Origin of the sequence: Sphingomonas sp., from assembly GCF_003248515.1 — a bacterium.
Taxonomy (GTDB): domain Bacteria; phylum Pseudomonadota; class Alphaproteobacteria; order Sphingomonadales; family Sphingomonadaceae; genus Sphingomonas_I.
The window spans coordinates 269,924-288,363 of sequence record NZ_QFOB01000004.1; the positions used below are offsets into that span (position 1 = coordinate 269,924).

General features: G+C 65.7%; 25 protein-coding genes, 1 tRNA gene and 1 other RNA gene. 10 read left to right on the top strand and 17 right to left on the bottom strand.

Annotated elements, in window-relative coordinates; all coding sequences use genetic code 11:
• Positions 1 to 28: 28 nt before the first annotated feature.
• The 4 genes from DI605_RS08740 to DI605_RS08755 form a co-directional block, all read right to left on the bottom strand.
• Positions 29 to 412, bottom strand: a complete 384-nt coding sequence (locus DI605_RS08740; RefSeq protein ID WP_293972094.1) for a nuclear transport factor 2 family protein — start codon at positions 410 to 412, stop codon at positions 29 to 31.
• A 32-nt stretch (positions 413 to 444) separates the two neighbouring features.
• Positions 445 to 837, bottom strand: coding sequence for a RidA family protein (locus DI605_RS08745; RefSeq protein ID WP_293972096.1), 393 nt, complete (start codon positions 835 to 837; stop codon positions 445 to 447).
• Between the two features lie 56 nt (positions 838 to 893).
• Positions 894 to 1,040: a hypothetical protein gene (locus tag DI605_RS08750; RefSeq protein WP_293972099.1), complete on the bottom strand. Its 147-nt coding sequence runs from the start codon at positions 1,038 to 1,040 to the stop codon at positions 894 to 896.
• Positions 1,041 to 1,119: 79 nt separating this feature from the next.
• Positions 1,120 to 1,764: a TetR/AcrR family transcriptional regulator gene (locus DI605_RS08755; protein WP_293972102.1), complete on the bottom strand. Its 645-nt coding sequence runs from the start codon at positions 1,762 to 1,764 to the stop codon at positions 1,120 to 1,122.
• 81 nt (positions 1,765 to 1,845) lie between these two features.
• Here DI605_RS08755 and DI605_RS08760 point away from each other — a divergent pair, with 81 nt between their 5' ends.
• Positions 1,846 to 2,586 carry an SDR family oxidoreductase gene (locus DI605_RS08760; RefSeq protein ID WP_293972105.1) on the top strand — a complete coding sequence of 247 codons (741 nt, stop codon included), beginning with the start codon at positions 1,846 to 1,848 and terminating at the stop codon, positions 2,584 to 2,586.
• A 49-nt stretch (positions 2,587 to 2,635) separates the two neighbouring features.
• On the opposite strand, the gene DI605_RS08765 is transcribed toward DI605_RS08760, so the two are convergent.
• Positions 2,636 to 3,511, bottom strand: coding sequence for a LysR family transcriptional regulator (locus DI605_RS08765; RefSeq protein WP_293972108.1), 876 nt, complete (start codon positions 3,509 to 3,511; stop codon positions 2,636 to 2,638).
• Between the two features lie 145 nt (positions 3,512 to 3,656).
• Between DI605_RS08765 and DI605_RS08770 the strand changes: the two genes are divergently transcribed.
• Positions 3,657 to 4,307 carry a hydrolase gene (locus DI605_RS08770; protein ID WP_293972111.1) on the top strand — a complete coding sequence of 217 codons (651 nt, stop codon included), beginning with the start codon at positions 3,657 to 3,659 and terminating at the stop codon, positions 4,305 to 4,307.
• A gap of 429 nt (positions 4,308 to 4,736) precedes the next feature.
• On the opposite strand, the gene DI605_RS08775 is transcribed toward DI605_RS08770, so the two are convergent.
• Positions 4,737 to 4,826, bottom strand: a tRNA-Ser gene (locus DI605_RS08775).
• 120 nt (positions 4,827 to 4,946) lie between these two features.
• Here DI605_RS08775 and hspQ point away from each other — a divergent pair.
• From hspQ to DI605_RS08790, 3 genes are all read left to right on the top strand, one after another.
• Positions 4,947 to 5,330 carry a heat shock protein HspQ gene (gene hspQ, locus DI605_RS08780; protein WP_293972112.1) on the top strand — a complete coding sequence of 128 codons (384 nt, stop codon included), beginning with the start codon at positions 4,947 to 4,949 and terminating at the stop codon, positions 5,328 to 5,330.
• A gap of 95 nt (positions 5,331 to 5,425) precedes the next feature.
• Positions 5,426 to 6,679 (top strand): putative DNA modification/repair radical SAM protein, encoded by a 1,254-nt coding sequence (locus DI605_RS08785; RefSeq protein ID WP_293972113.1) that lies wholly within the window; start codon positions 5,426 to 5,428, stop codon positions 6,677 to 6,679.
• 140 nt (positions 6,680 to 6,819) lie between these two features.
• The gene (locus DI605_RS08790; RefSeq protein ID WP_293972114.1) at positions 6,820 to 8,103 is read left to right on the top strand and encodes an MFS transporter; all 1,284 of its coding nucleotides are present in this window, start codon (positions 6,820 to 6,822) and stop codon (positions 8,101 to 8,103) included.
• Positions 8,104 to 8,142: 39 nt separating this feature from the next.
• On the opposite strand, the gene DI605_RS08795 is transcribed toward DI605_RS08790, so the two are convergent.
• The 11 genes from DI605_RS08795 to tkt form a co-directional block, all read right to left on the bottom strand.
• Positions 8,143 to 8,550, bottom strand: a complete 408-nt coding sequence (locus tag DI605_RS08795) for a response regulator (protein WP_293972579.1) — start codon at positions 8,548 to 8,550, stop codon at positions 8,143 to 8,145.
• Between the two features lie 202 nt (positions 8,551 to 8,752).
• The gene (gene thiE / locus DI605_RS08800) at positions 8,753 to 9,445 is read right to left on the bottom strand and encodes a thiamine phosphate synthase (protein WP_293972115.1); all 693 of its coding nucleotides are present in this window, start codon (positions 9,443 to 9,445) and stop codon (positions 8,753 to 8,755) included.
• On the bottom strand, positions 9,432 to 9,917 hold the full coding sequence (locus tag DI605_RS08805; protein ID WP_293972116.1) for a hypothetical protein: 486 nt from the start codon (positions 9,915 to 9,917) through the stop codon (positions 9,432 to 9,434). The genes thiE and DI605_RS08805 overlap by 14 nt, the downstream gene beginning before the upstream one ends.
• A complete protein-coding gene (locus DI605_RS08810) occupies positions 9,914 to 10,219 on the bottom strand; it encodes a DUF2834 domain-containing protein (RefSeq protein ID WP_293972117.1) in 306 nt (101 codons plus the stop codon). Before DI605_RS08810 ends, DI605_RS08805 begins: the two co-directional genes overlap by 4 nt.
• Before the next feature lie 93 nt (positions 10,220 to 10,312).
• Positions 10,313 to 11,209 carry a fructose bisphosphate aldolase gene (locus tag DI605_RS08815; protein WP_293972118.1) on the bottom strand — a complete coding sequence of 299 codons (897 nt, stop codon included), beginning with the start codon at positions 11,207 to 11,209 and terminating at the stop codon, positions 10,313 to 10,315.
• Positions 11,210 to 11,238: 29 nt separating this feature from the next.
• Complete coding sequence (locus DI605_RS08820) at positions 11,239 to 11,553, bottom strand: type II toxin-antitoxin system PemK/MazF family toxin (RefSeq protein ID WP_293972119.1); 315 nt, start codon at positions 11,551 to 11,553, stop codon at positions 11,239 to 11,241.
• Positions 11,554 to 11,561: 8 nt separating this feature from the next.
• On the bottom strand, positions 11,562 to 11,807 hold the full coding sequence (locus tag DI605_RS08825; protein ID WP_293972120.1) for a ribbon-helix-helix protein, CopG family: 246 nt from the start codon (positions 11,805 to 11,807) through the stop codon (positions 11,562 to 11,564).
• A gap of 50 nt (positions 11,808 to 11,857) precedes the next feature.
• Positions 11,858 to 13,051: a phosphoglycerate kinase gene (pgk, locus tag DI605_RS08830; protein ID WP_293972121.1), complete on the bottom strand. Its 1,194-nt coding sequence runs from the start codon at positions 13,049 to 13,051 to the stop codon at positions 11,858 to 11,860.
• Positions 13,048 to 13,614: an MOSC domain-containing protein gene (locus tag DI605_RS08835; protein ID WP_367120034.1), complete on the bottom strand. Its 567-nt coding sequence runs from the start codon at positions 13,612 to 13,614 to the stop codon at positions 13,048 to 13,050. The genes pgk and DI605_RS08835 overlap by 4 nt, the downstream gene beginning before the upstream one ends.
• A gap of 22 nt (positions 13,615 to 13,636) precedes the next feature.
• Positions 13,637 to 14,644: a type I glyceraldehyde-3-phosphate dehydrogenase gene (gap, locus tag DI605_RS08840; RefSeq protein ID WP_293972122.1), complete on the bottom strand. Its 1,008-nt coding sequence runs from the start codon at positions 14,642 to 14,644 to the stop codon at positions 13,637 to 13,639.
• Positions 14,645 to 14,659: 15 nt separating this feature from the next.
• Positions 14,660 to 16,636, bottom strand: coding sequence for a transketolase (tkt, locus tag DI605_RS08845; protein ID WP_293972123.1), 1,977 nt, complete (start codon positions 16,634 to 16,636; stop codon positions 14,660 to 14,662).
• Between the two features lie 209 nt (positions 16,637 to 16,845).
• Between tkt and DI605_RS08850 the strand changes: the two genes are divergently transcribed.
• The 5 genes from DI605_RS08850 (at position 16,846) to DI605_RS08870 (ending at position 18,380) form a co-directional block, all read left to right on the top strand.
• Positions 16,846 to 17,064: a hypothetical protein gene (locus DI605_RS08850; RefSeq protein WP_293972125.1), complete on the top strand. Its 219-nt coding sequence runs from the start codon at positions 16,846 to 16,848 to the stop codon at positions 17,062 to 17,064.
• Positions 17,064 to 17,402 carry a cell division protein ZapA gene (gene zapA / locus DI605_RS08855; protein WP_293972127.1) on the top strand — a complete coding sequence of 113 codons (339 nt, stop codon included), beginning with the start codon at positions 17,064 to 17,066 and terminating at the stop codon, positions 17,400 to 17,402. The genes DI605_RS08850 and zapA overlap by 1 nt, the downstream gene beginning before the upstream one ends.
• A gap of 11 nt (positions 17,403 to 17,413) precedes the next feature.
• Positions 17,414 to 17,570: non-coding RNA, 6S RNA (gene ssrS, locus DI605_RS08860), on the top strand.
• Positions 17,557 to 18,177: a 5-formyltetrahydrofolate cyclo-ligase gene (locus tag DI605_RS08865; protein ID WP_293972129.1), complete on the top strand. Its 621-nt coding sequence runs from the start codon at positions 17,557 to 17,559 to the stop codon at positions 18,175 to 18,177. The genes ssrS and DI605_RS08865 overlap by 14 nt, the downstream gene beginning before the upstream one ends.
• Entirely contained in the window at positions 18,174 to 18,380 is a 207-nt protein-coding gene (locus DI605_RS08870; RefSeq protein WP_293972131.1) for a DUF2842 domain-containing protein, read from the top strand. Before DI605_RS08865 ends, DI605_RS08870 begins: the two co-directional genes overlap by 4 nt.
• Positions 18,381 to 18,440: the final 60 nt, after the last annotated feature.

Consider the following 18,440-nt stretch of genomic DNA (forward strand, 5'->3'; position numbering starts at 1 on the left):
CGGGGGCGATCACGCACGGTGCCGATCGTCAGAACATGCCATTGCCATTGGCGGATTGCTCGGGAACGATCTGCAACACATCCCAATGCTCGACGATCTTTCCCCGCGCATCGAGCCGGAAAATGTCGATGCCGGCATAGTCATGATCGCCGGGCCAGTGCTGAAAGCAGTGAAGGACGACATGGTCGGCCTCCGCCAAGACCCGTTTTATCTCGACGCGCTTGCCCGGCCATTCACGCGCCATTCGCTCGAAATAGGCGATGAAGCCTTCCCGTCCGGTCGCCACGTGGGGATTGTGCTGAACATAGTCGGCACCGACGAAGCGCTCGACCGCTTCGGCCGGTCGGCCCGCGTTGAACATCAACTCATAGAAGGCGATCACGTTCGCCTTGTTGCGATGCAGGTCGTCCATCACATGCTCCGTCATCGCGCCACTTCCGATTGTCAGCCGGGGATGCGGGCGATCACCTTGATCTCGAAATCGAACCCGGCGAGCCAATTGACACCGATCGCCGTCCAGTTCGGATAAGGCGGTGCGGAGAAGACTTCGGCCTTCACCGCCATGATCGTGGGAAACTGGTTCTCGGGATCAGTGTGGAAGGTCGTCACGTCGACGATGTCGTCCAGCTGGCAACCACCCGCCTTTAGCGTCGCCTCCAGATTGGCGAAGGCCAGCCGGACCTGCGCCTCGAAATCCGGCTCGGGAGAACCATCGCCGCGGCTGCCGACCAAGCCCGACACGAAAAGGAGATCGCCGGATCGGATCGCCGCGGAATAGGTTTGCGCCGTAAAGAGATCGTGCCGGCCGGCAGGAAATACGGGTTTAGGTTTGGTCATGGATTTTCTCCTTGCGATCGCTCGAGCGAAGGTGGCTCACAAAGACTGGGGATCGGTCAGGCCGCCGCCGGGCGCGTGAAGAAATAGTGCAGCACGAAATGTCCCGGGGAAGCGACCGCGACGAGTTCCCATCCCTCGGCGCCCAAGGCCCCAAGCGCATCGGATGTCAGGCTCTCTTCGACGACAAGATATTCCCAGCGCATTCTCACTCTCCGATTGTGTCAGGTCGCAAGACGGACCATGCTGGCGCCACCGTACTTCCGTCTCTTCGGCCGGGGCGTCTCAGGCGGAGGACGTCTCGGCGATGCGGGCGTCCCACCCCAGCATGGCGGTGTCCGCCACGGCCTTGAGTTCATCGAGGCTGGCACCGTCGCGGGCGAGCAGCGACATGCCGTTCTGCATGGTCTGCACGAAGCGGGCGAGGCCGTGGATATCCACCGATCGGCCGATTTCGCCCGCCGCCTGCGCCTGTTCCAGCCGATCCTTCAGCCGCACCAAAGTCGCATGACGCGCGGACGCCACGAGCGCGCCCAGTTCCGCATGCCCCTCCCCGCCGACCGCCGACAGGGTGACCATGCAGCCGTTGGCGGCCTCGACGAGCCCACCCGCAGTGTCGTGGAGGAAGGCCGCGACGGCTTCCCGCGCCGTCTCCGCCGCAAAGAAGCGTCCCCATGCGATCGCCTCATGCGTGCTGGCATAATGTTTCAGCGCTTCCGAATAGAGCGCCTCCTTCGAACCGAAGGCCGCGTAGAGGCTCGGTGACCCGATCCCCATCGCCGAGGTAAGATCGCAGATCGAGGTCGCCGAATATCCCTTCTGCCAGAAGAGGTGCATCGCCGTCGCCAGAGCCTTCTCGCGATCGAAGGCGCGCGGCCGGCCGCGTCGCACCGCGGCACAGCCTTCAGCACTGGCATCCGATTTCTGCATCGATCGATATATAATAGGTTGACGCTCGTGCGCAACGATCACATTTATTCTGTATCGATCAACACAGAAAGGAATCGACAAGTGCAGGAACTGGAAGGCAAGCGGGCCCTCGTGACGGGCGGATCCCGTGGCATCGGCGCCGCCATCGCGATCGCGCTCGCGGAGAGGGGCGCCGCCGTGGCGATCACTTATGAGCGATCCGCAGATCGCGCCGCGCAACTGGTGCAGGCGATCGAGAGCAAGGGTGGCAAAGCCATGGCAATCCAGGCCGATAGCGCTGATCCGGCGGCGATCCAGCGCTCCGTTGACGAGGCGGCCGCCGCACTCGGCGGGCTCGACATCCTCGTCAACAACGCCGCCATCGCACGCTACAACACCATCGCCGACTTCACGGCCGAGGATATCGATGCGCTGCTGGCGGTGAATGTCCGCGGCCCGATCCTCGCCGCCAAGGCGGCCATTCCACACCTCGCGGCCGGCGGCCGGATCATCAACATCGGCTCCGCCGGCGCGGATCGCATCGTCGGCGCGCCCGGCACGGTCTATTACATGACCAAGTCCGCGCTTCAGTCGTTCAATCGTGGTTTGGCTCAGGATCTGGGTCCGCGCGACATCACGGTGAACCTTGTCCAGCCCGGCTCGACCAACACCGATATGAATCCCGAGGACAGCGAGTTCGCGGACTTCCAGCGCAGCCTGATCCCGCTCGGCCGGTTCGGCCAGCCCGAGGATGTCGCAGCGGCGGTTGCCTTCCTCGCGACGCCGGCCGCCCGGCAGATCACCGGCACCATCCTCAACGTCGACGGCGGCGCGCTGACCTGAGCCTCGTTCCAGCGTGCGCAGCCTCTTGCGGGCTGCGCACCCAGCCCGTTCAGCCCGATCTGCTGCCGTAGCATTCGATCAGCATTTCGGTGAGTATCCGGATCTTGCGCGCGGGATAGTGCCCCGGCGGCCGGATCACATAGATACCGATATCTGGCGGCGGATAGAGTGGCATGACCGGGATCAGCGCCCCGAACGCCAGATGATTGGCGATCAGGTCTTCGGGCACGCCCGCAATTCCTATTCCGGCGAGCGCAGCCGCCACCAGAGCGACGGCGTTATCGGCCTTGAACCGCCCCTGCGGCTTGAGTGGGATCGCCGTATCGCCATCCATCGCCATCCAGGTCTCCGTGCCCTGCATGACGACTTCGTGCGTGACGAATTCCTCCGGCGTCGCGGGCGAGCCGTGGTCCCGGATATAATCCGGCGAAGCGACATATTTCGCCTTGGTCCATCCAACGCGACGCGCAAGCAGGTTGGAATCGGTGAGATGGCCGACGCGGATCGCGCAATCATAGCCTTCCGCGATCAGATCCACGAAGCGATCGGTATAACTGGCCTGTAGATGCAGCTTCGGATGGCGCCGCGCCATCTCTGCCAGCACGGATGCAAAATGCGTCGGACCGAAGGTCAGTGGCGCCGCCACCCGCAGGCGACCCTGCAGGTCCCCGGCGGGGAGTATCGTCTCCTTCGCGATATCGATCTCGATGCACACCCGCGCGGCATGATCGCGAAACGTAACCCCGGCTTCGGTGAGCGCGGCGCCCCGCGTCGTTCGCGCCAGCAACTGGACGCCGAGTTCCTGCTCCAGCCGCATGAGCCGCCGGCTGACGATCGATTTGGACACGCCGAGCCGCCGTGCCGCGGGCGAAACGCCGCCCGCATCGGCGACCTCGACGAAGGTTCGCAGCTCCTCGATATCCATCTGGCGTTCCCCGATGCGCGACACAGCATGCCACTGCGCGATGCTACCGCGTCAAAAACCGCGATGGCAATGCGCATCACGGGCGTCACCGCTCCGGCGGCGGTCTCCCGCAAACCATCCATTGCAACGGAAGCAGAGGATTATCATGACCTTTCGCAACGGCCTCGACTCGCTCCTCCGCCCCGAAGATTCGGTCCTCCTCCTGATCGATCACCAACCCTATCAGCTGGCCAATCTGAACAGCCATGATCCGCACATGGTGGTAAACAACACGACCGCGCTGGCGAAGCTTGCAAAGGCGTTCGACGTCCCCACGATCCTCACCAGCGTCATCGTCGATCGCGGCGGCCTGCTCTTTCCGCAGATCACCGATCTGTTCCCCGGGCAAGAGGTGATCGATCGCACGTTCATCAACACCTGGGAGGACAAGCCTACGGTCGACGCGGTCAAGGCAACCGGCCGCAAGCAGCTCATCATCGCTGGCCTGTGGACCGAAGTCTGCGTCGCGATGCCCGCGATCCAGGCGGCCGGCGAAGGCTGGGACGTGACGGTGGTGACCGACGCATCGGGCGGCACCTCGCTGGAGGCGCATGAAGTCGCGATCCAGCGCATGATCGCAGCGGGCGTCAACATGATGACCTGGATGGCCGTGGGCTCCGAATGGCAGCGCGACTGGGCACGCCTCGACACTGCCGTCCTGCTGCCGGAAATCCTCGTCGCCCATGCGGGCGGCAGCGGCATCGCCTACCTTTGGGAGCAGCAGCTCCTCAACACGCCGGTCGCCAAGGCTGGCTGATCCGGAAAGCGGGTGACGGATACGCCGGCACCCGCTTTCCCCCATACGGAGCCAAGATTTGAGGAGGCCTGCCGGAGAGACGGCTTTGAAGGCTGGGGCAAGGTGGCGACGGCAATGGGCACAGGGGATGGATCGTCGAGCGCCACTGCCTTCGCTCGCTTAATGAGATCATGGACCTGCTGAATGACCGGAAGGCCAAGCGATTGGCGTCCGATTTCGAGAGCCGCCCGAGGCGTCGGGTCAGGTTCGTTTTTCCGATCGCGGATCGAAGGCCAGCGGGAACCACGATGCGGACTTCGAATCCGCCATCACTCGACCTTCGAACATGCGTCATAACCCGCATTTTGTAGCACCACTTTGTAGCACCCAGACGGTGGAAAGCGACGCTTTGTCATAAGGTTAAGTTACGACAATCACTTAGGAAAGTCGTGGCGGAGAGGGTGGGATTCGAACCCACGGTGAGCTTGCACCCACAACGGTTTTCGAGACCGTCCCAATCGACCACTCTGGCACCTCTCCGCAGCGAGGTTCGAAAGCCGCGTGAGCGCGGCCGGACCGATGGAGGGGCGCTCCTAGCCGAGCAAATCGGGCTTGCCAAGGGCGCTTGCGCGTCTTCGCCAGAAACCTAAATATATGCGCATGACGCTTCCCGTTCGGACCAATACCCCCTCTTCGACACCGCTGCCCCCGATGCCACCGGTTTCGCATGCGCGCTTCGCGCTGGGCGATGTCGTGCGCCATCGATTGTTCGGCTTTCGCGGCGTGATCTTCGATGTCGATCCCGTCTTCGCCAACAGCGAGGAATGGTATGCCGCGATTCCCGAAGAGGTGCGGCCCGAAAAGGATCAGCCCTTCTATCATCTGCTCGCCGAAAATGCGGAATCGAGCTACGTCGCCTATGTCAGCCAGCAGAATCTGGAGCCGGACAGCAGCGACGAGCCCGTCGATCATCCGGCGATCAACGGCCTGTTCGAGCCCTTCACCGACGGCCGCTACGCGCTCCGCCGCGAACATCGCCATTAAGATGCGCGCCCAGGCCCGCACCTCCGCGCCAACCGGCACGGAGCGGCGGGCCGATCGGCCTTGTCGCGACGGCATTTGGAACATATGATGAACGAATGGCGCAACTGGATACCCGATCGAAGCTGGCGATCCTGGCAGACGCGGCGAAATATGATGCCTCCTGCGCCTCGTCCGGCACGGCCAGGCGCACGTCGCGCGATGGCAGGGGGCTGGGCTCCACCGAAGGCATGGGCATCTGCCACGCCTATGCGCCGGACGGGCGATGCATCTCGCTACTCAAGATTCTGCTGACGAACAGCTGCATCTTCGACTGCCATTATTGCATCAACCGGAAGAGCTCTAACGTCCGCCGCGCGCGCTTCACGACGGACGAAATCGTCAAGCTCACCATCGCCTTCTACAAACGCAATTATATCGAGGGCCTGTTCCTCTCCTCCGGCATCGTTCGCTCTTCCGATTATACGATGGAGCGGATCGTGGAGGTGGCGCGATCGCTGCGCGAGGATCATGGCTTTCGCGGCTATATCCACCTGAAGACGATCCCGGACGCCGATCCGGAATTGATCCGCGCCGCCGGCCTCCATGCGGATCGGCTGTCGATCAATGTGGAACTGCCGACGATTTCGGGGCTCGCCCGCCTCGCCCCGGAAAAATCGGCCACGCGGATCGCGGGTGCGATGGGCGAGCTGAAGGGAGCGATCGAGGAAGGGCAGGATGCGCGCCGCCATTTCCGCGCCGCGCCCGCCTTCGCGCCCGCCGGCCAATCGACGCAGATGATCGTGGGGGCGGACAGCGCGAATGACGGCGACATCATCGCCAGCGCGAGCCGGCTCTATGATCGATTCGGTCTGCGACGCGTCTATTATTCGGCCTTCAGCCCCATACCGGACGCGAGCAGTATCCTGCCTCTGCGCCGACCGCCCCTGCTGCGCGAGCACCGGCTCTACCAGTCGGACTGGATGATGCGCTTTTACGGCTTCACGCCGGCCGACGTGACGGCAGCGACGGACGCGGGTGGCATGCTGCCGCTTGATATGGATCCGAAGCTCGCCTGGGCGCTGAAATTCCGGGCCTTCTTCCCGCTGGACGTCAATCGCGCGCCGAGGGAGGCGCTGCTGCGCGTGCCAGGGTTGGGCATCAAGGCGATCGATGCGATCCTCTCCGCGCGCCGCCTGCGCCGGCTGCGTCTGGAGGATGTGGCACGGCTCACCGTCTCGATCGCGAAGATCCGGCCCTTCCTGATTGCGGCCGACTGGACGCCTGCACGGATCGATGGCGCGGCGGACCTCGCGCCACTGGTGAAGCCCCGCGCCGAGCAGATGGAATTGTTCGCCGCGCGGGCGGCCTGATCGAAGCGCCGCCCAACGGCCCCGCCAGCCGGAACGCCAGGATGATCGACCGCGCGGCCACCGGATGGCATGAGGGAGCGGCACAGGCCCTGCCGCCTTCTGATTGGCGTGGGCGGGGAACGGGCGACGGAGAGCTGCCGATGACGGGGGAAACAAGGGCCGATCCGCTGGCAACCGCCTATCGCAGGATCACGCTTCGCTTCGTGCCGTTTCTCTTCCTCTGCTATATCTTCAACTATCTCGATCGCGTGAATGTCGGCTTCGCCAAGCTGGAGATGCTCGGCGCGATCGGGATGAGCGAGACTGCCTACGGCTTCGGCGCGGGCATCTTCTTCCTCGGCTATATTGCGTGCGGGGTGCCGAGCAATCTGCTGGCCGAGCGGGTCGGCGCGCGACGCTGGCTGGCCTGCCTGATGATCGTGTGGGGCGCGATTTCGGCGGCGATGCTATTCGTGCGGACGCCGATTGCTTTCTATATCCTGCGCTTCGCCATGGGCGCGGCCGAGGCCGGCTTCTTTCCGGGGATCGTGCTGTTTCTCACGCGCTGGTTCCCCGCCTCCCGGCGCGGCCGGGTGATGGCGCTGTTCATGTCGGCCATTCCGCTTTCCGGCGTGCTTGGCGGCCCGCTCTCGGGATGGATCCTCGCCCGTTTCGGGGCCGGGCAAGGCGGGCTGGAGGCATGGCAGTGGATGTTCCTGATCGAAGCGATCCCGACCATCCTGCTCGGCCTCGCCATGCTCCGCCTGCTCGACGAGGGCGGCGATCGGGCCAGCTGGCTGGATCCGGCCGAGCGCATCGCGGTGGCGCAGGCGCTGGCGGCCGAGGCACACCCCCGCACGATGCCAGAGGCGGGCCGCTTGGCCCCGATATGGGGCAATCCCGTGTTGTGGCGGCTGGGGGCGATCTATTTCTGTATCCAGAGCGGGGTCTATGCGATCAATTTCTGGCTGCCCTCGATCATCGCGCAATCCGGCCAGAGCGATCCGATGCTGATCGGCTGGTTGAGCGCCATTCCCTATCTGGCGGCGGCCCTGTTCATGATCGCGATCGGCCGATCCGCCGATCGACGCGCGGAGCGGCGCTGGCACCTTGCCGGCCCCATGCTGCTCGGGGCTGTCGGGCTGGGCCTTTCCGCCCTCATGGCGACGACACCGCTCTGGTCATTGCTCGGCCTCACGCTGGCCGCGATGGGCGCGTTGACGGCGCTGCCGATGTTCTGGCCGCTTTCGGATCGCCATCTCGCCGCGGCCGGCGCGGCCGCGGGCATCGCCTTCGTCAATTCGCTGGGCCAGATGGCGGGTTTCCTGAGCCCCTATGCGGTCGGCTGGATCAAGGATGCGAGCGGCAGCACCACGATCGCGCTGGCGATGCTTTCGGCGATGCTGGCGATCGGCAGCCTGCTCACGCTTCGTTTCCGGCGCTGACCTTCCTTGCCGGGCTTTTCGGCGCGGCCCACCCTCGAATCAGCCGGCTGTCGCTCCGGTTCGCGGCGCATCGATTGATGCGGGAGAGCCCGCCTGCTCGCGCGCGGCCTCCAGCGCGGCCCAAAGCTCCTCGGGCTGACCCAGCCGGGATTTGTCGACGCACGCGCTCGCGCCGTGGCGAAAGGCTTCGGCCGTGGCGGGCGAGCCTTCATAGGTGGCGGCGGAGATCACCACCACGGGCACGGCCAGTTCGGATATGCCCGCGATCAGCTCCAGGCTGCCGCCTTCCGGCAGATTGAGATCCAGCGTCACCAGATCGGGCTCGGCCGCGCGCACCACGGGCAGCACCTCGCGCGCGGAAACCGCCCGCCCCGCCACACTCCATCCGCGCCGCTCGATCAATCGGGTGAGGATCTTCGCCATGAGATCCGAATCCTCGGCAATCACGATCCGCAACTTTACCCCCCACACTTCGGGGAATCGCCATGTCGATCAGATCTTTACGAGAGGTTGGATTCGGGTGGCGCATCCGCCCGACTAGACCGAAGTCTATGCGGAATATGGATAATTCTTCTTATCCTCGTCGGGAATATGGCGGTTTCGCGCCGATCCCGCGATCATCGTCGGAAGCGGGGCCGGATAGCTCTTCTCAGCCGCCCAGCAGCGCCGCGAACGCCTTCACCGCCGCCGCCTCGCCCTCCGGCGCGCCCCACACGGAACCGCTGGCCGCGATGAAATCCGCGCCGGCCGCCACCAGAGGCGCGGCATTGGCGGGCGTGATCCCGCCGATCGCCACGCAGGGCGGCTCGAACAAGGTGGTCCACCAGCCGAGGATCGAGGGATCGGGCTGGTGGCGGACCTCCTTCGTCATCGTCGGATAGAAAGCGCCGAACGCGACATAATCGGCTCCCGCCTCACCCGCCTCCATCGCCAGGTGGCGGCTGTCATGGCAGGTCACGCCGATCTGTGCCTGCGGCCCCAGCAGGGCGCGGGCATCACGCGGATCACCATCCTCCTGCCCCAGATGCACGCCATCGGCCCCCAGCCGCTTCGCCAGAGCCATGCTGTCGTTGATGATGAAGGTCACCTCGGCATCCGCGCACAGGCGCTGGATCGGATCGGCGATCCGCGCGATCGCATGATCGTCCAGCCCCTTCAGCCGCAGCTGGAAGGCGGCGACCGGCCCGGCATCGAAAGCGGCCGCCAGCCGATCGCGAAAGCCCGCGTCGATGGCGGGGGGCGAAATCAGATAGAGCTGGCAGGGCGGCCGGCTCGTATCCCGTTCGAAGCGGTCGGCGAAGCCCGGGTCCAGCGCCAGCGCGTCATCATCATCCTGATCCATGCGCGCGCTGTAGCTGCCTCAGCGCGGCGGAGAAAGCGGCTGGATCATCCAGCCTGTGCGCAATCGCCCGGATGCAGCGCCCGCCGCGCATCTCGATCGGCTCCACCAGATCGATCACGATGTTCGGATAGGCCAGCAGGGAAAGGCGCGCGATCGCGCGATCCTTCAGCGTCTCGGCGCTCCATTCCTCCCGCAGACCGGCCACAAGCGCGACCGGAACGTCGATCCTGCGAAGCGTGCCCGCGCGCATCACGATCCCCCCCTCGCCCACCATCACGGGCAGCCGGGGAAAGGAACGGATGAGGCGCACCAGCCAGATCATCAGGACCAGGCTGGCAAGGCTCAGGCACAGCCCCAGCGCCGGGCTCCACAAGGCGATCAGCAGATGGACCACCATCATCTCGACCAGCGATATGGCGACCAGCGCCCACAGCATCGGCGAGAGGCTGCGATGATAGAAGAAAGGGCTCACCGCGCCCCGTGCCGCAGCGCGAGGAACAGTGGGAGGCCACAGGAAACGCCGATCAGGCAGGTGGCCAGGATCGGCAGCGCTACGGCCCACGCCCCGATCCGTCTTCCCTCCATCGCCACGAAGAGGATCAGCACAACCGCCGAGACGATCACGTCGAGGCCGAAAAAGGCGCTTACCCGGTTCGCGAACAGATCCGAGAACAGCAGCGGCACGTCCAGCCCATGCGCCGCGACCCATGGCACGAAGGCCGCGAGGGGAACGACCGTGCCGATCAGCGCCAGCAGCCAGTAAATCCGCGCCATGTCTCACCCGTCCGTGCCGAGCCTGTGAAGCAGCGCCCGTTCTTCCGGAAGAACGGGCGCCCGACAAGCTCGGGACGGATGAGGGCGAAGCCGCTATGCCGTCTTGTTGACGGAGGCGCCGTAAATCTCGTCGATCGCCGCCTCCAGCGCCGCGTCGAATTCGGCGGCGCTCATCTGGAAGCGCAGGTCTTCCAGCAGCGCACGGCTGAAGCTGGCGATGATGCCCGGATTCTTCGCCAGTTCCACGCAGGCTTCCGGCCGCTTGTAGCCGCCCGAAAGCGCCACCACGCGCAGCACGCGCGGATGATCGACGAGCGGCTGGAACAGGCCCTCCTTTTCCGGCAGCGAGAGCTTCAGCATCACCTTGTCGGTGCCCGGCAGCGCATCCAGGCCCTTCAGCAGTTCCTCCATCAGGATCTGGTCGGCCTGCGCCCGCTCGGGGCTCTTGATGTTCACCTCGGGCTCCAGGATCGGCACGAGGCCGCCCGCCAGGATCTGCAGGCCGATCTCGAACTGCTGCGTGGCGATCGCCGCGATGCCGGCCGGATTGGCGAGATTGACGACCGAACGTTCCTTCGTGCCGAACACGCCAAGGCCCTTGGCGCGCGCCACCAGCGCGTCCAGCGTCGGCATCGGCTTCATCAGCTGAACGCCGTCCTTCTCGTCCTCCAGCCCCTTGTCCACCTTGATGAAGGGCACCACGCCACGCTCCAGCAGCGCGGTCGGCACGGGCTTGCCGCCCGCCTGCCCGTCCATCGTTCGCTCGAACAGGATCGCACCGATCACCTTGTCGCCCGTAAAGGCCGGCGAGGTGATGATCCGCACGCGCATGTCGTGGATCAGGCCGAACATCTCCTCGTCGTTCGAGAAGGCGTCCTCCTCGATCCCATAGCCTTTCAATGCCTTGGGCGTGGAGCCGCCCGACTGGTCCAGCGCGGCGATGAAGCCTTGGCCGGCGGCGATCTTGCTCGTCATCTCGTCGAAGTTCATGTGCCCACCTTCCCGGTTGAATAGGGTGCCTAGAGTTCCAGCCAGCGGCGCAGCGCCTGATCGACCTGCTCCATCGCGGTCGCCGGCGCCCGGCCGATGACGCGCGTGATCCGCCCGCGTTCGATGATCTGGATCTTGTCGACCTGCACCTCGCTCTCGGCGGTCAGGCCCGTTTCGGATGTCGGGGCGAAGGCGACGCGAAACAGCGCCTCCCCGCCCAGCAGGCTCGTCATCGGACAGAGCGTGAGCGAGGAATGCGCCTCATTGAAGAGATCGGACTGGACGACGAGGAACGGGCGCGGCTTCTCGGGCACCTGCCCGGAGCCGGCCGCGATCACGATCATGCCGCGCCTTATTTCCAAGCGCCGGCCTCGATATCCGTGGCGTGCCAGAAAGGCCGGTCCTCGGTGGTGCCGGCCGTGTCCCGCGCGGCGGCGCGAAGCGACTGGCGCTTCGCCTCCGCGCGGAAGGCCGCATCGTGGAGGTCGACATAGCGGCGCACCGCCTCGCGCGCGATATCGCTCTTGCTGCGGCCCTGCGAACGCGCGACGGCGGCCAGCCGCTGCTCCAGTTCGCTATCGAGCCTGACTCCAAGCACACATCGCTCCGTTAAACGCGTTTAACGTCTAACTGAGCAGATGCAGCAAATCAACCGCCGAGTGCTTTCACCCCCGGCAGCACCTTGCCCTCCATCCATTCCAGGAAGGCGCCTCCGGCAGTGGAAATGAAGGTGAGGTCCCCCGCTACGCCGGCCACGTTCACCGCCGCCACCGTATCGCCGCCACCCGCCACGGAAACGAGGCTGCCCGATTTGGTGAGCGCCGCCGCCGTGTGCGCCAGCGACATCGTCGCCGTATCGAAGGGCGGGATCTCGAACGCGCCGAGCGGCCCGTTCCAGACGAGCGTGTGGCAGGTCTTGAGCGCATCGGAGATCGCCTCGCTCGCCGCCGGGCCGCAATCGAGGATCATCTCGTCCGCCGCCACTTCGTGCACGTTGATCGTGCGAGTCGGCGGATTGGCCTTGAACTCCCTGGAGACGACCACGTCATAAGGCAGGTGCACCGTGCAGCCTGCCGCGTCGGCCGCATCGAGGATGGCGAGCGCCGTATCCTTCAGATCATGCTCGCACAGCGACTTGCCCACATCCACGCCGCGCGCGGCGAGGAACGTGTTGGCCATGCCGCCGCCGATGATGAGATGATCTACCTTGCTGACGAGATTCTGCAGCACATCCAGCTTCGTCGAAACCTTCGCCCCGCCGACCACGGCGGCGACGGGATGGACCGGCTCGCCCAGCGCCTTCTGCAAAGCCTCCAGTTCCGCCTGCATCGATCGGCCGGCGAATGCGGGCAGCACATGTGCCAGCCCCTCGGTGGAGGCGTGCGCGCGGTGTGCGGCGGAAAAGGCATCATTCACATAGAGATCGCCGAGCTTCGCCATTTCGGCGACCAGCGCGGGATCGTTCTTCTCCTCGCCCTTGTGGAAGCGCGTATTTTCCAGGAGCGCGATATCGCCGGGCGAAAGGCTGGCAATCGCCGCGGCGGCCGCTTCGCCCACGCAATCGTCGATGAAGCGCACTTCGCGGCCCAGCACATCGCTCAGCGCCTTCGTCACCAAGGAGAGGCTCATCTCCGGGTTCCGCTCGCCCTTGGGACGGCCGAAATGGGCGAGCACCAGCACGATCGCGCCCTTGTCCGAAAGCTCGGCGATCGTCGGCGCCGCGGCGCGCAGGCGGGTATCGTCGGTCACGCGCGCGCCATCCATCGGCACGTTCAGATCCTCGCGCACCAGCACGCGCTTGCCCGAAACATCGCCCATGTCGTCCAGGGTCTTGAAGCTCATCGATCGATCCTCACGCTATCGCCGACCGCGATGCGGCCCTCTTGTTTCACGATGGTCGTCACGCCGCCGCGCCAGTGGGGCAGCAAGGCCGCCTTCAGGCCCGGGGCGATTTCCTCCATCCGGCTGCACGGATCGCACTCGCCGGTAATTTCCAGCACGGCGCCGCCCGCGAACGTCAGCGTGGCGCCCCTGGTCTCTTCCAGGTCCAGCCCGTCCACCAGCAGGTTCACGCGCCGCAATTCCCAGGCGACGCTCACGCCCAGTTCGCGGATCGCATCCCCCCAGCCTGCGGCCGTCATCACCGTTACCTGACGCTTGTTGCGTCCCGGCTTCAGCGCGCCCCGGAAATCCCCGCGCACGCCGGTGGAAAGCCCGATCTCGGCATGATCGACCGTCTGCATCATCCCGCGCGGGCGATCATGCCGGGCGATGCCGAGAAGGGTGCCCACGCCACCTTCCCGCCTGTCCCGGGCGAAGCCGAGGGGCCGCCTGCGATCGAGCGAAGTCGAGATCGCCTCGGCCTCGCTCGGAGCATCGGCGGGTGTCTCGACTTCGCTCGACACAAACGGTTTCCTCAGGCTTTCCTTACAGGAACTTCGCCATCGCGCCGGCCGTATCGACCATGCGGTTCGAGAAGCCCCATTCATTGTCGTACCAGCTGAGCACGCGCACCAGCTTGCCGTCGATCACGGCCGTCTCGAGGCTGTCGACCGACGAGGAATGCGGATTGCCCATGAAGTCGATCGAGACGAGCGGATCGGTCACATATTCGAGGATGCCCTTGAGCGGGCCGCCCTCGGAGGCCGCCTTCAGCACGGCGTTGACCTCATCCTTGGTCGTGTCGCGCTTCGGCGTGAAGGTGAGGTCGACGACGGAGACGTCCGGGGTCGGCACGCGGATCGAGGAACCATCCAGCTTGCCCTTCAGCTCCGGCAGCACCTCGCCCACGGCGCGGGCGGCGCCCGTCGTGGTCGGGATCATCGACATGGCGGCGGCACGCGCACGGCGCATGTCGCTGTGGATCTGGTCCAGGATGCGCTGGTCGTTGGTGTAGCTGTGGATCGTGGTCATCAGGCCGCGCTCGATGCCGATCGTATCGTTCAGCACCTTGGCGATCGGCGCCAGGCAGTTGGTGGTGCACGATGCGTTGGAAACGATCGTGTGTTCCGCCGTCAGCTTGTCGTCATTCACGCCGAACACGACGGTCAGGTCGACATTCTTGCCCGGTGCCGAGATCAGCACCTTCTTCGCGCCGGCGGCGAGATGCTTTTCGCACGAAGCCTTGTCGGTGAAGAAGCCGGTGCACTCCAGCGCAATTTCCACGCCCAGTTCGGCATGCGGCAGATTGGCGGGATCGCGCTCGGCGGTCACGCGGATGCGCTTGCCGTCGATGACGAGTTCGTTGCCCTCGGACGAAACCTCGCCTTTCCAGGCGCCATGGACGCTGTCGCGCTTGAACAGCAGCGCGTTTGACTTGGCATCGCCCAGATCGTTGATCGCCACCAGTTCCAGCCCGCTATCGGGGCGGGAAAGGATCGCGCGCGCCACAAGGCGGCCGATCCGCCCGAAACCGTTGATCGCCACCTTCGCCATATTCGTCCTACTCCTTCAAACGCCGCGCACGGCCGCCAAGACCTTCGGCGCGATCTGATCCGCCGTCAGCCCGAATTTCCTGTAGAGATCGCCCGCCGGGCCGGAAGCGCCGAACCGGTCGATGCCGAAGCGCAGCCCCTTGAGGCCGGTATAACGTTCCCAGCCGATCGTCGTGCCGGCCTCGATCGAGACGCGCAGCACGTCCTCGGGCAGGATATCGGCCCGATACGCATCGTCCTGCGCATCGAACAATTCCCAGCTCGGCATCGAGACGACATCGGCGCCTACGCCCTGCGCCTCCAGCGCCGCCGCGACATCCGCCGCGATTTCCACTTCGGAGCCCGTCGCCATCAGCACCACCTTGCGCGCCGCCGTAGCGGAAACGAGGCGATAGGCGCCCTTGGCCGAAAGGCTCTCGCCCGTCGCCTCGGTCCGCAACTGCCGCAGATTCTGGCGCGAAAGCGCGAGCAGCGAGGGGCCGTCCGACTTTTCCAGCGCCAGCTGCCAGCATTCGGCCGTCTCCACCGTATCGGCGGGGCGGAACACCTGCAGGTTCGGGATCAGGCGCAGGCTCATCACATGCTCGATCGGCTGGTGGGTCGGGCCATCCTCGCCCAGACCGATCGAATCGTGCGTCATCACATAGACGACCCGCGCCCGCTGCAATGCCGAGAGGCGGATCGCGCCGCGCGCATAATCGGAAAAGACCAGAAAGGTGCCGCCATACGGGATCACGCCGCCATGCAGCGCCAGCCCGTTCATGGCCGCGCTCATCCCGAATTCGCGGATGCCGTAATGCAGGTAGCGACCCGCATAATTTTCGGCCGTCAGCGAGGCGAGCCCCTTGGTCGCCGTATTGTTCGAAGGCGTGAGATCGGCCGATCCGCCAATCGTTTCGGGCAGATCGGCATTGATCGCGGTCAGCGCAAGCTGCGAGGCGACCCGTGTCGCCACCTTCTGCGGGCTGGCGATCAGGCCATCGATATGCGCCTGCAGGCTGAATCCCTCGGGCAGATCGCCCGCCATCCGCCGCGCAAGCTCCAGCCCCTGCGCGCCGGCCGCCGCCAGCCGCTCTTCCCAGGCGTGGCGCACCGATGCACCCCGCTTGCCGATCTCCGTCCAGCCGGCGACGATCTCGCCGGGCAGCTCGAACGCCGGGCTCGTCCAGCCCAGCGTCTCGCGCGCGGCGGCCACCTCGTCCGCGCCCAGCGGCGATCCGTGCACCGAATGCGTGCCCGCCTTGTTGGGCGATCCGTAGCCGATCACCGTGCGGCAGGCGATCAGGGAGGGGCGTTCATCCGCCACCGCCTCGCCCAGCGCGCGCGCCACATCCGCGCCATCCAGCCCGTCGCACTCCACGACATGCCAGCCGGTCGCGCGATAGCGAGCCTTCACATCCTCGCTGCTCGAAAGCGAGATGTCGCCGTCGATCGTGATCTTGTTGTCGTCCCACAGCACGTTCAGGCGGCCGAGCTTCAGGTGGCCGGCCAGGCCAATCGCCTCATGGTTGATGCCTTCCATCAGGCAGCCGTCGCCGGCGATCACCCAGGTGCGATGATCCACCAGATCATCGCCGAAGCTGGCGTTCAGATGGCGCTCGGCGATGGCCATGCCCACCGCCATCGCCAGCCCCTGCCCCAGCGGGCCGGTCGTCGCCTCCACGCCTTCCAGCTCGAAATTCTCGGGATGGCCCGCGCACACCGAATCGAGCTGGCGGAAGCTGCGCAGATCATCGATCGTGGGGCGCGCATAGCCGGTCAGGTGCAGGAGCGAATAGATCAGCATCGATCCGTGGCCGGCGGACAACACGAAGCGATCGCGATCGGGCCATTTCGGCGCGGACGGATCGAACTTCAGGAATTTCTGGAAGAGCACCGTTGCCGCATCGGCCATGCCCATCGGCATGCCGGGGTGGCCGCTATTGGCCGCCTGCACCCCATCCATCGAAAGCGCCCGGATAGCGTTTGCGAGGTGTCGGCTGGACTGCGTCATCATGGTCCTTGTCGCGCCACGGGCCGGCGCTCTTTTCGCCCGCGTCAGCGGGTCTCGTGAAAACCGGATGCCCCCGCCATCCGTGCCCCGCATGGGCGCGGAACGGGCGCTCTTTGGCCTTGCCGGGCGGGAGCGTCAACCGCAGTGCAGCATGATCGCCGCCCGCGGCTCGCTTGTCGGCGGCGATGGTCCTGCTATCTCTTGTAAATATGAGCGATAGCCCCCTCTCCGCCGCACTGGCGCGACTCGATCGCGCTGTCGCGCGGATCGAACGGATCGATCCGATCGAGCGCCCCGCGCCGGTCGCGCCGGGACTCGCCCACGCCTATGCCGAGCTGGATGAACGCCACGGCCTGCTGCGGCTGCGCATCCAGGAAACGATCGAGCGGCTGGATGCGCTGATCGAGCAGGAAGCGGCCGAAGGCTGATGGCGCAGATCACGCTCGATATTGCCGGCCGCCGCCATGAGCTCACGGTGCGTGACGGGCAGGAAAACCATTTCCGCAATCTCGCCGCGATCGTCGATGAAAAGGTCCGCGCCGTGAGCGGGGCGATCGGCACGATCAACGAATCGCGCCAGCTGCTGATGGCGGCGCTGCTGCTGGCCGACGAGATCGGCACACGGCAAGCCGCCCCGCCGCCGCCGTCCGCCGCCGCCTCTCCGGCGGGAGAGGATAGTGGCGCGATCGCGCGGCAGATCGATCTGCTGGCCGATCGGCTCGAAAAGCTCGCGCTCAAGCTTGAGAAGAGCGTGTCGGACACCTAGATAGGTATGCGGTGGAACTGCCCGATACGATCCGCTGCGAACATCCCTGAGGCGATTCATCTTCCTAGGGGGCTGTCCCTGGCCGGGCTCTGGCCCGAACTACATGGTCCCCACCTGACGTTTACGGCGTCAGAGGATATTCCGGAAAACGGTCATGGCGGTTCCACCACCCTTCCCCGCCCCCGCTGAAATCGCCGCGCATGCGGATAAGCCCGCGCTGCGCGAGGCGCTGAGAACCATGCGCGCAGATCATGTCGCACGCCTGGGGGAAGAGGGGAGGCGCGCCGCCGCCGCAGCCGCGGCGCGGCTGATCCTGCCGCATATCCCGCATGGCGCGATCGTCGCCCTCTATCTGGCCATCCAGCAGGAAATCGATCCCGATCCGCTGGTCGCGCTGCTGGATGCGCGCGGCCAGCAGCTCGCCCTACCCGCCCTCCACGATGCCACGACGATGGATTTCCGCCGCTGGATACCGGGCGAGCCGCTGGATCGTGGCCCCTTTCGACTGCGCCAGCCCCCGGCCCATGCCCCCTTCGTCACGCCCGATCTGATCGTCACGCCGCTGGTGGGTTTCGATCGCCATGGCGGCCGGATCGGTCAGGGCAAGAGCCATTATGATCGGGCGCTGGTCCGTTATCCCGGCGCGCACCGGATCGGCTTTGCCTGGAGCGTACAGAAGGTGCCGGGCCGGCTGCCCCACGATCCCTGGGATATGCCGCTCCATGCGGTGGCCACCGAACGCGAATGGATCCCGATGCCGGAGATCGGCGCATGACCCCTTCGTGGCGAAAGCCGGTGGGCATCGCCCTGATCCTGGCGCTGATCCTTGTCTGGTGCGTGGGAGTCGCCAGCCTGTCCGTTCCGCTCGGCCGCCTGCCCGCTCTGGTTCAGGGGCCGATCTATCTGATCCTCGGCATCGTCTGGATCCTGCCGCTCAAGCCCCTCCTCAGATGGATGGAACTGGGCCGCTGGCGCTGAACGGTCCACCCCGTTTCCGAAACGCAAAGTCGCATATGGATTCTTTCGGCGGTTTCTTTA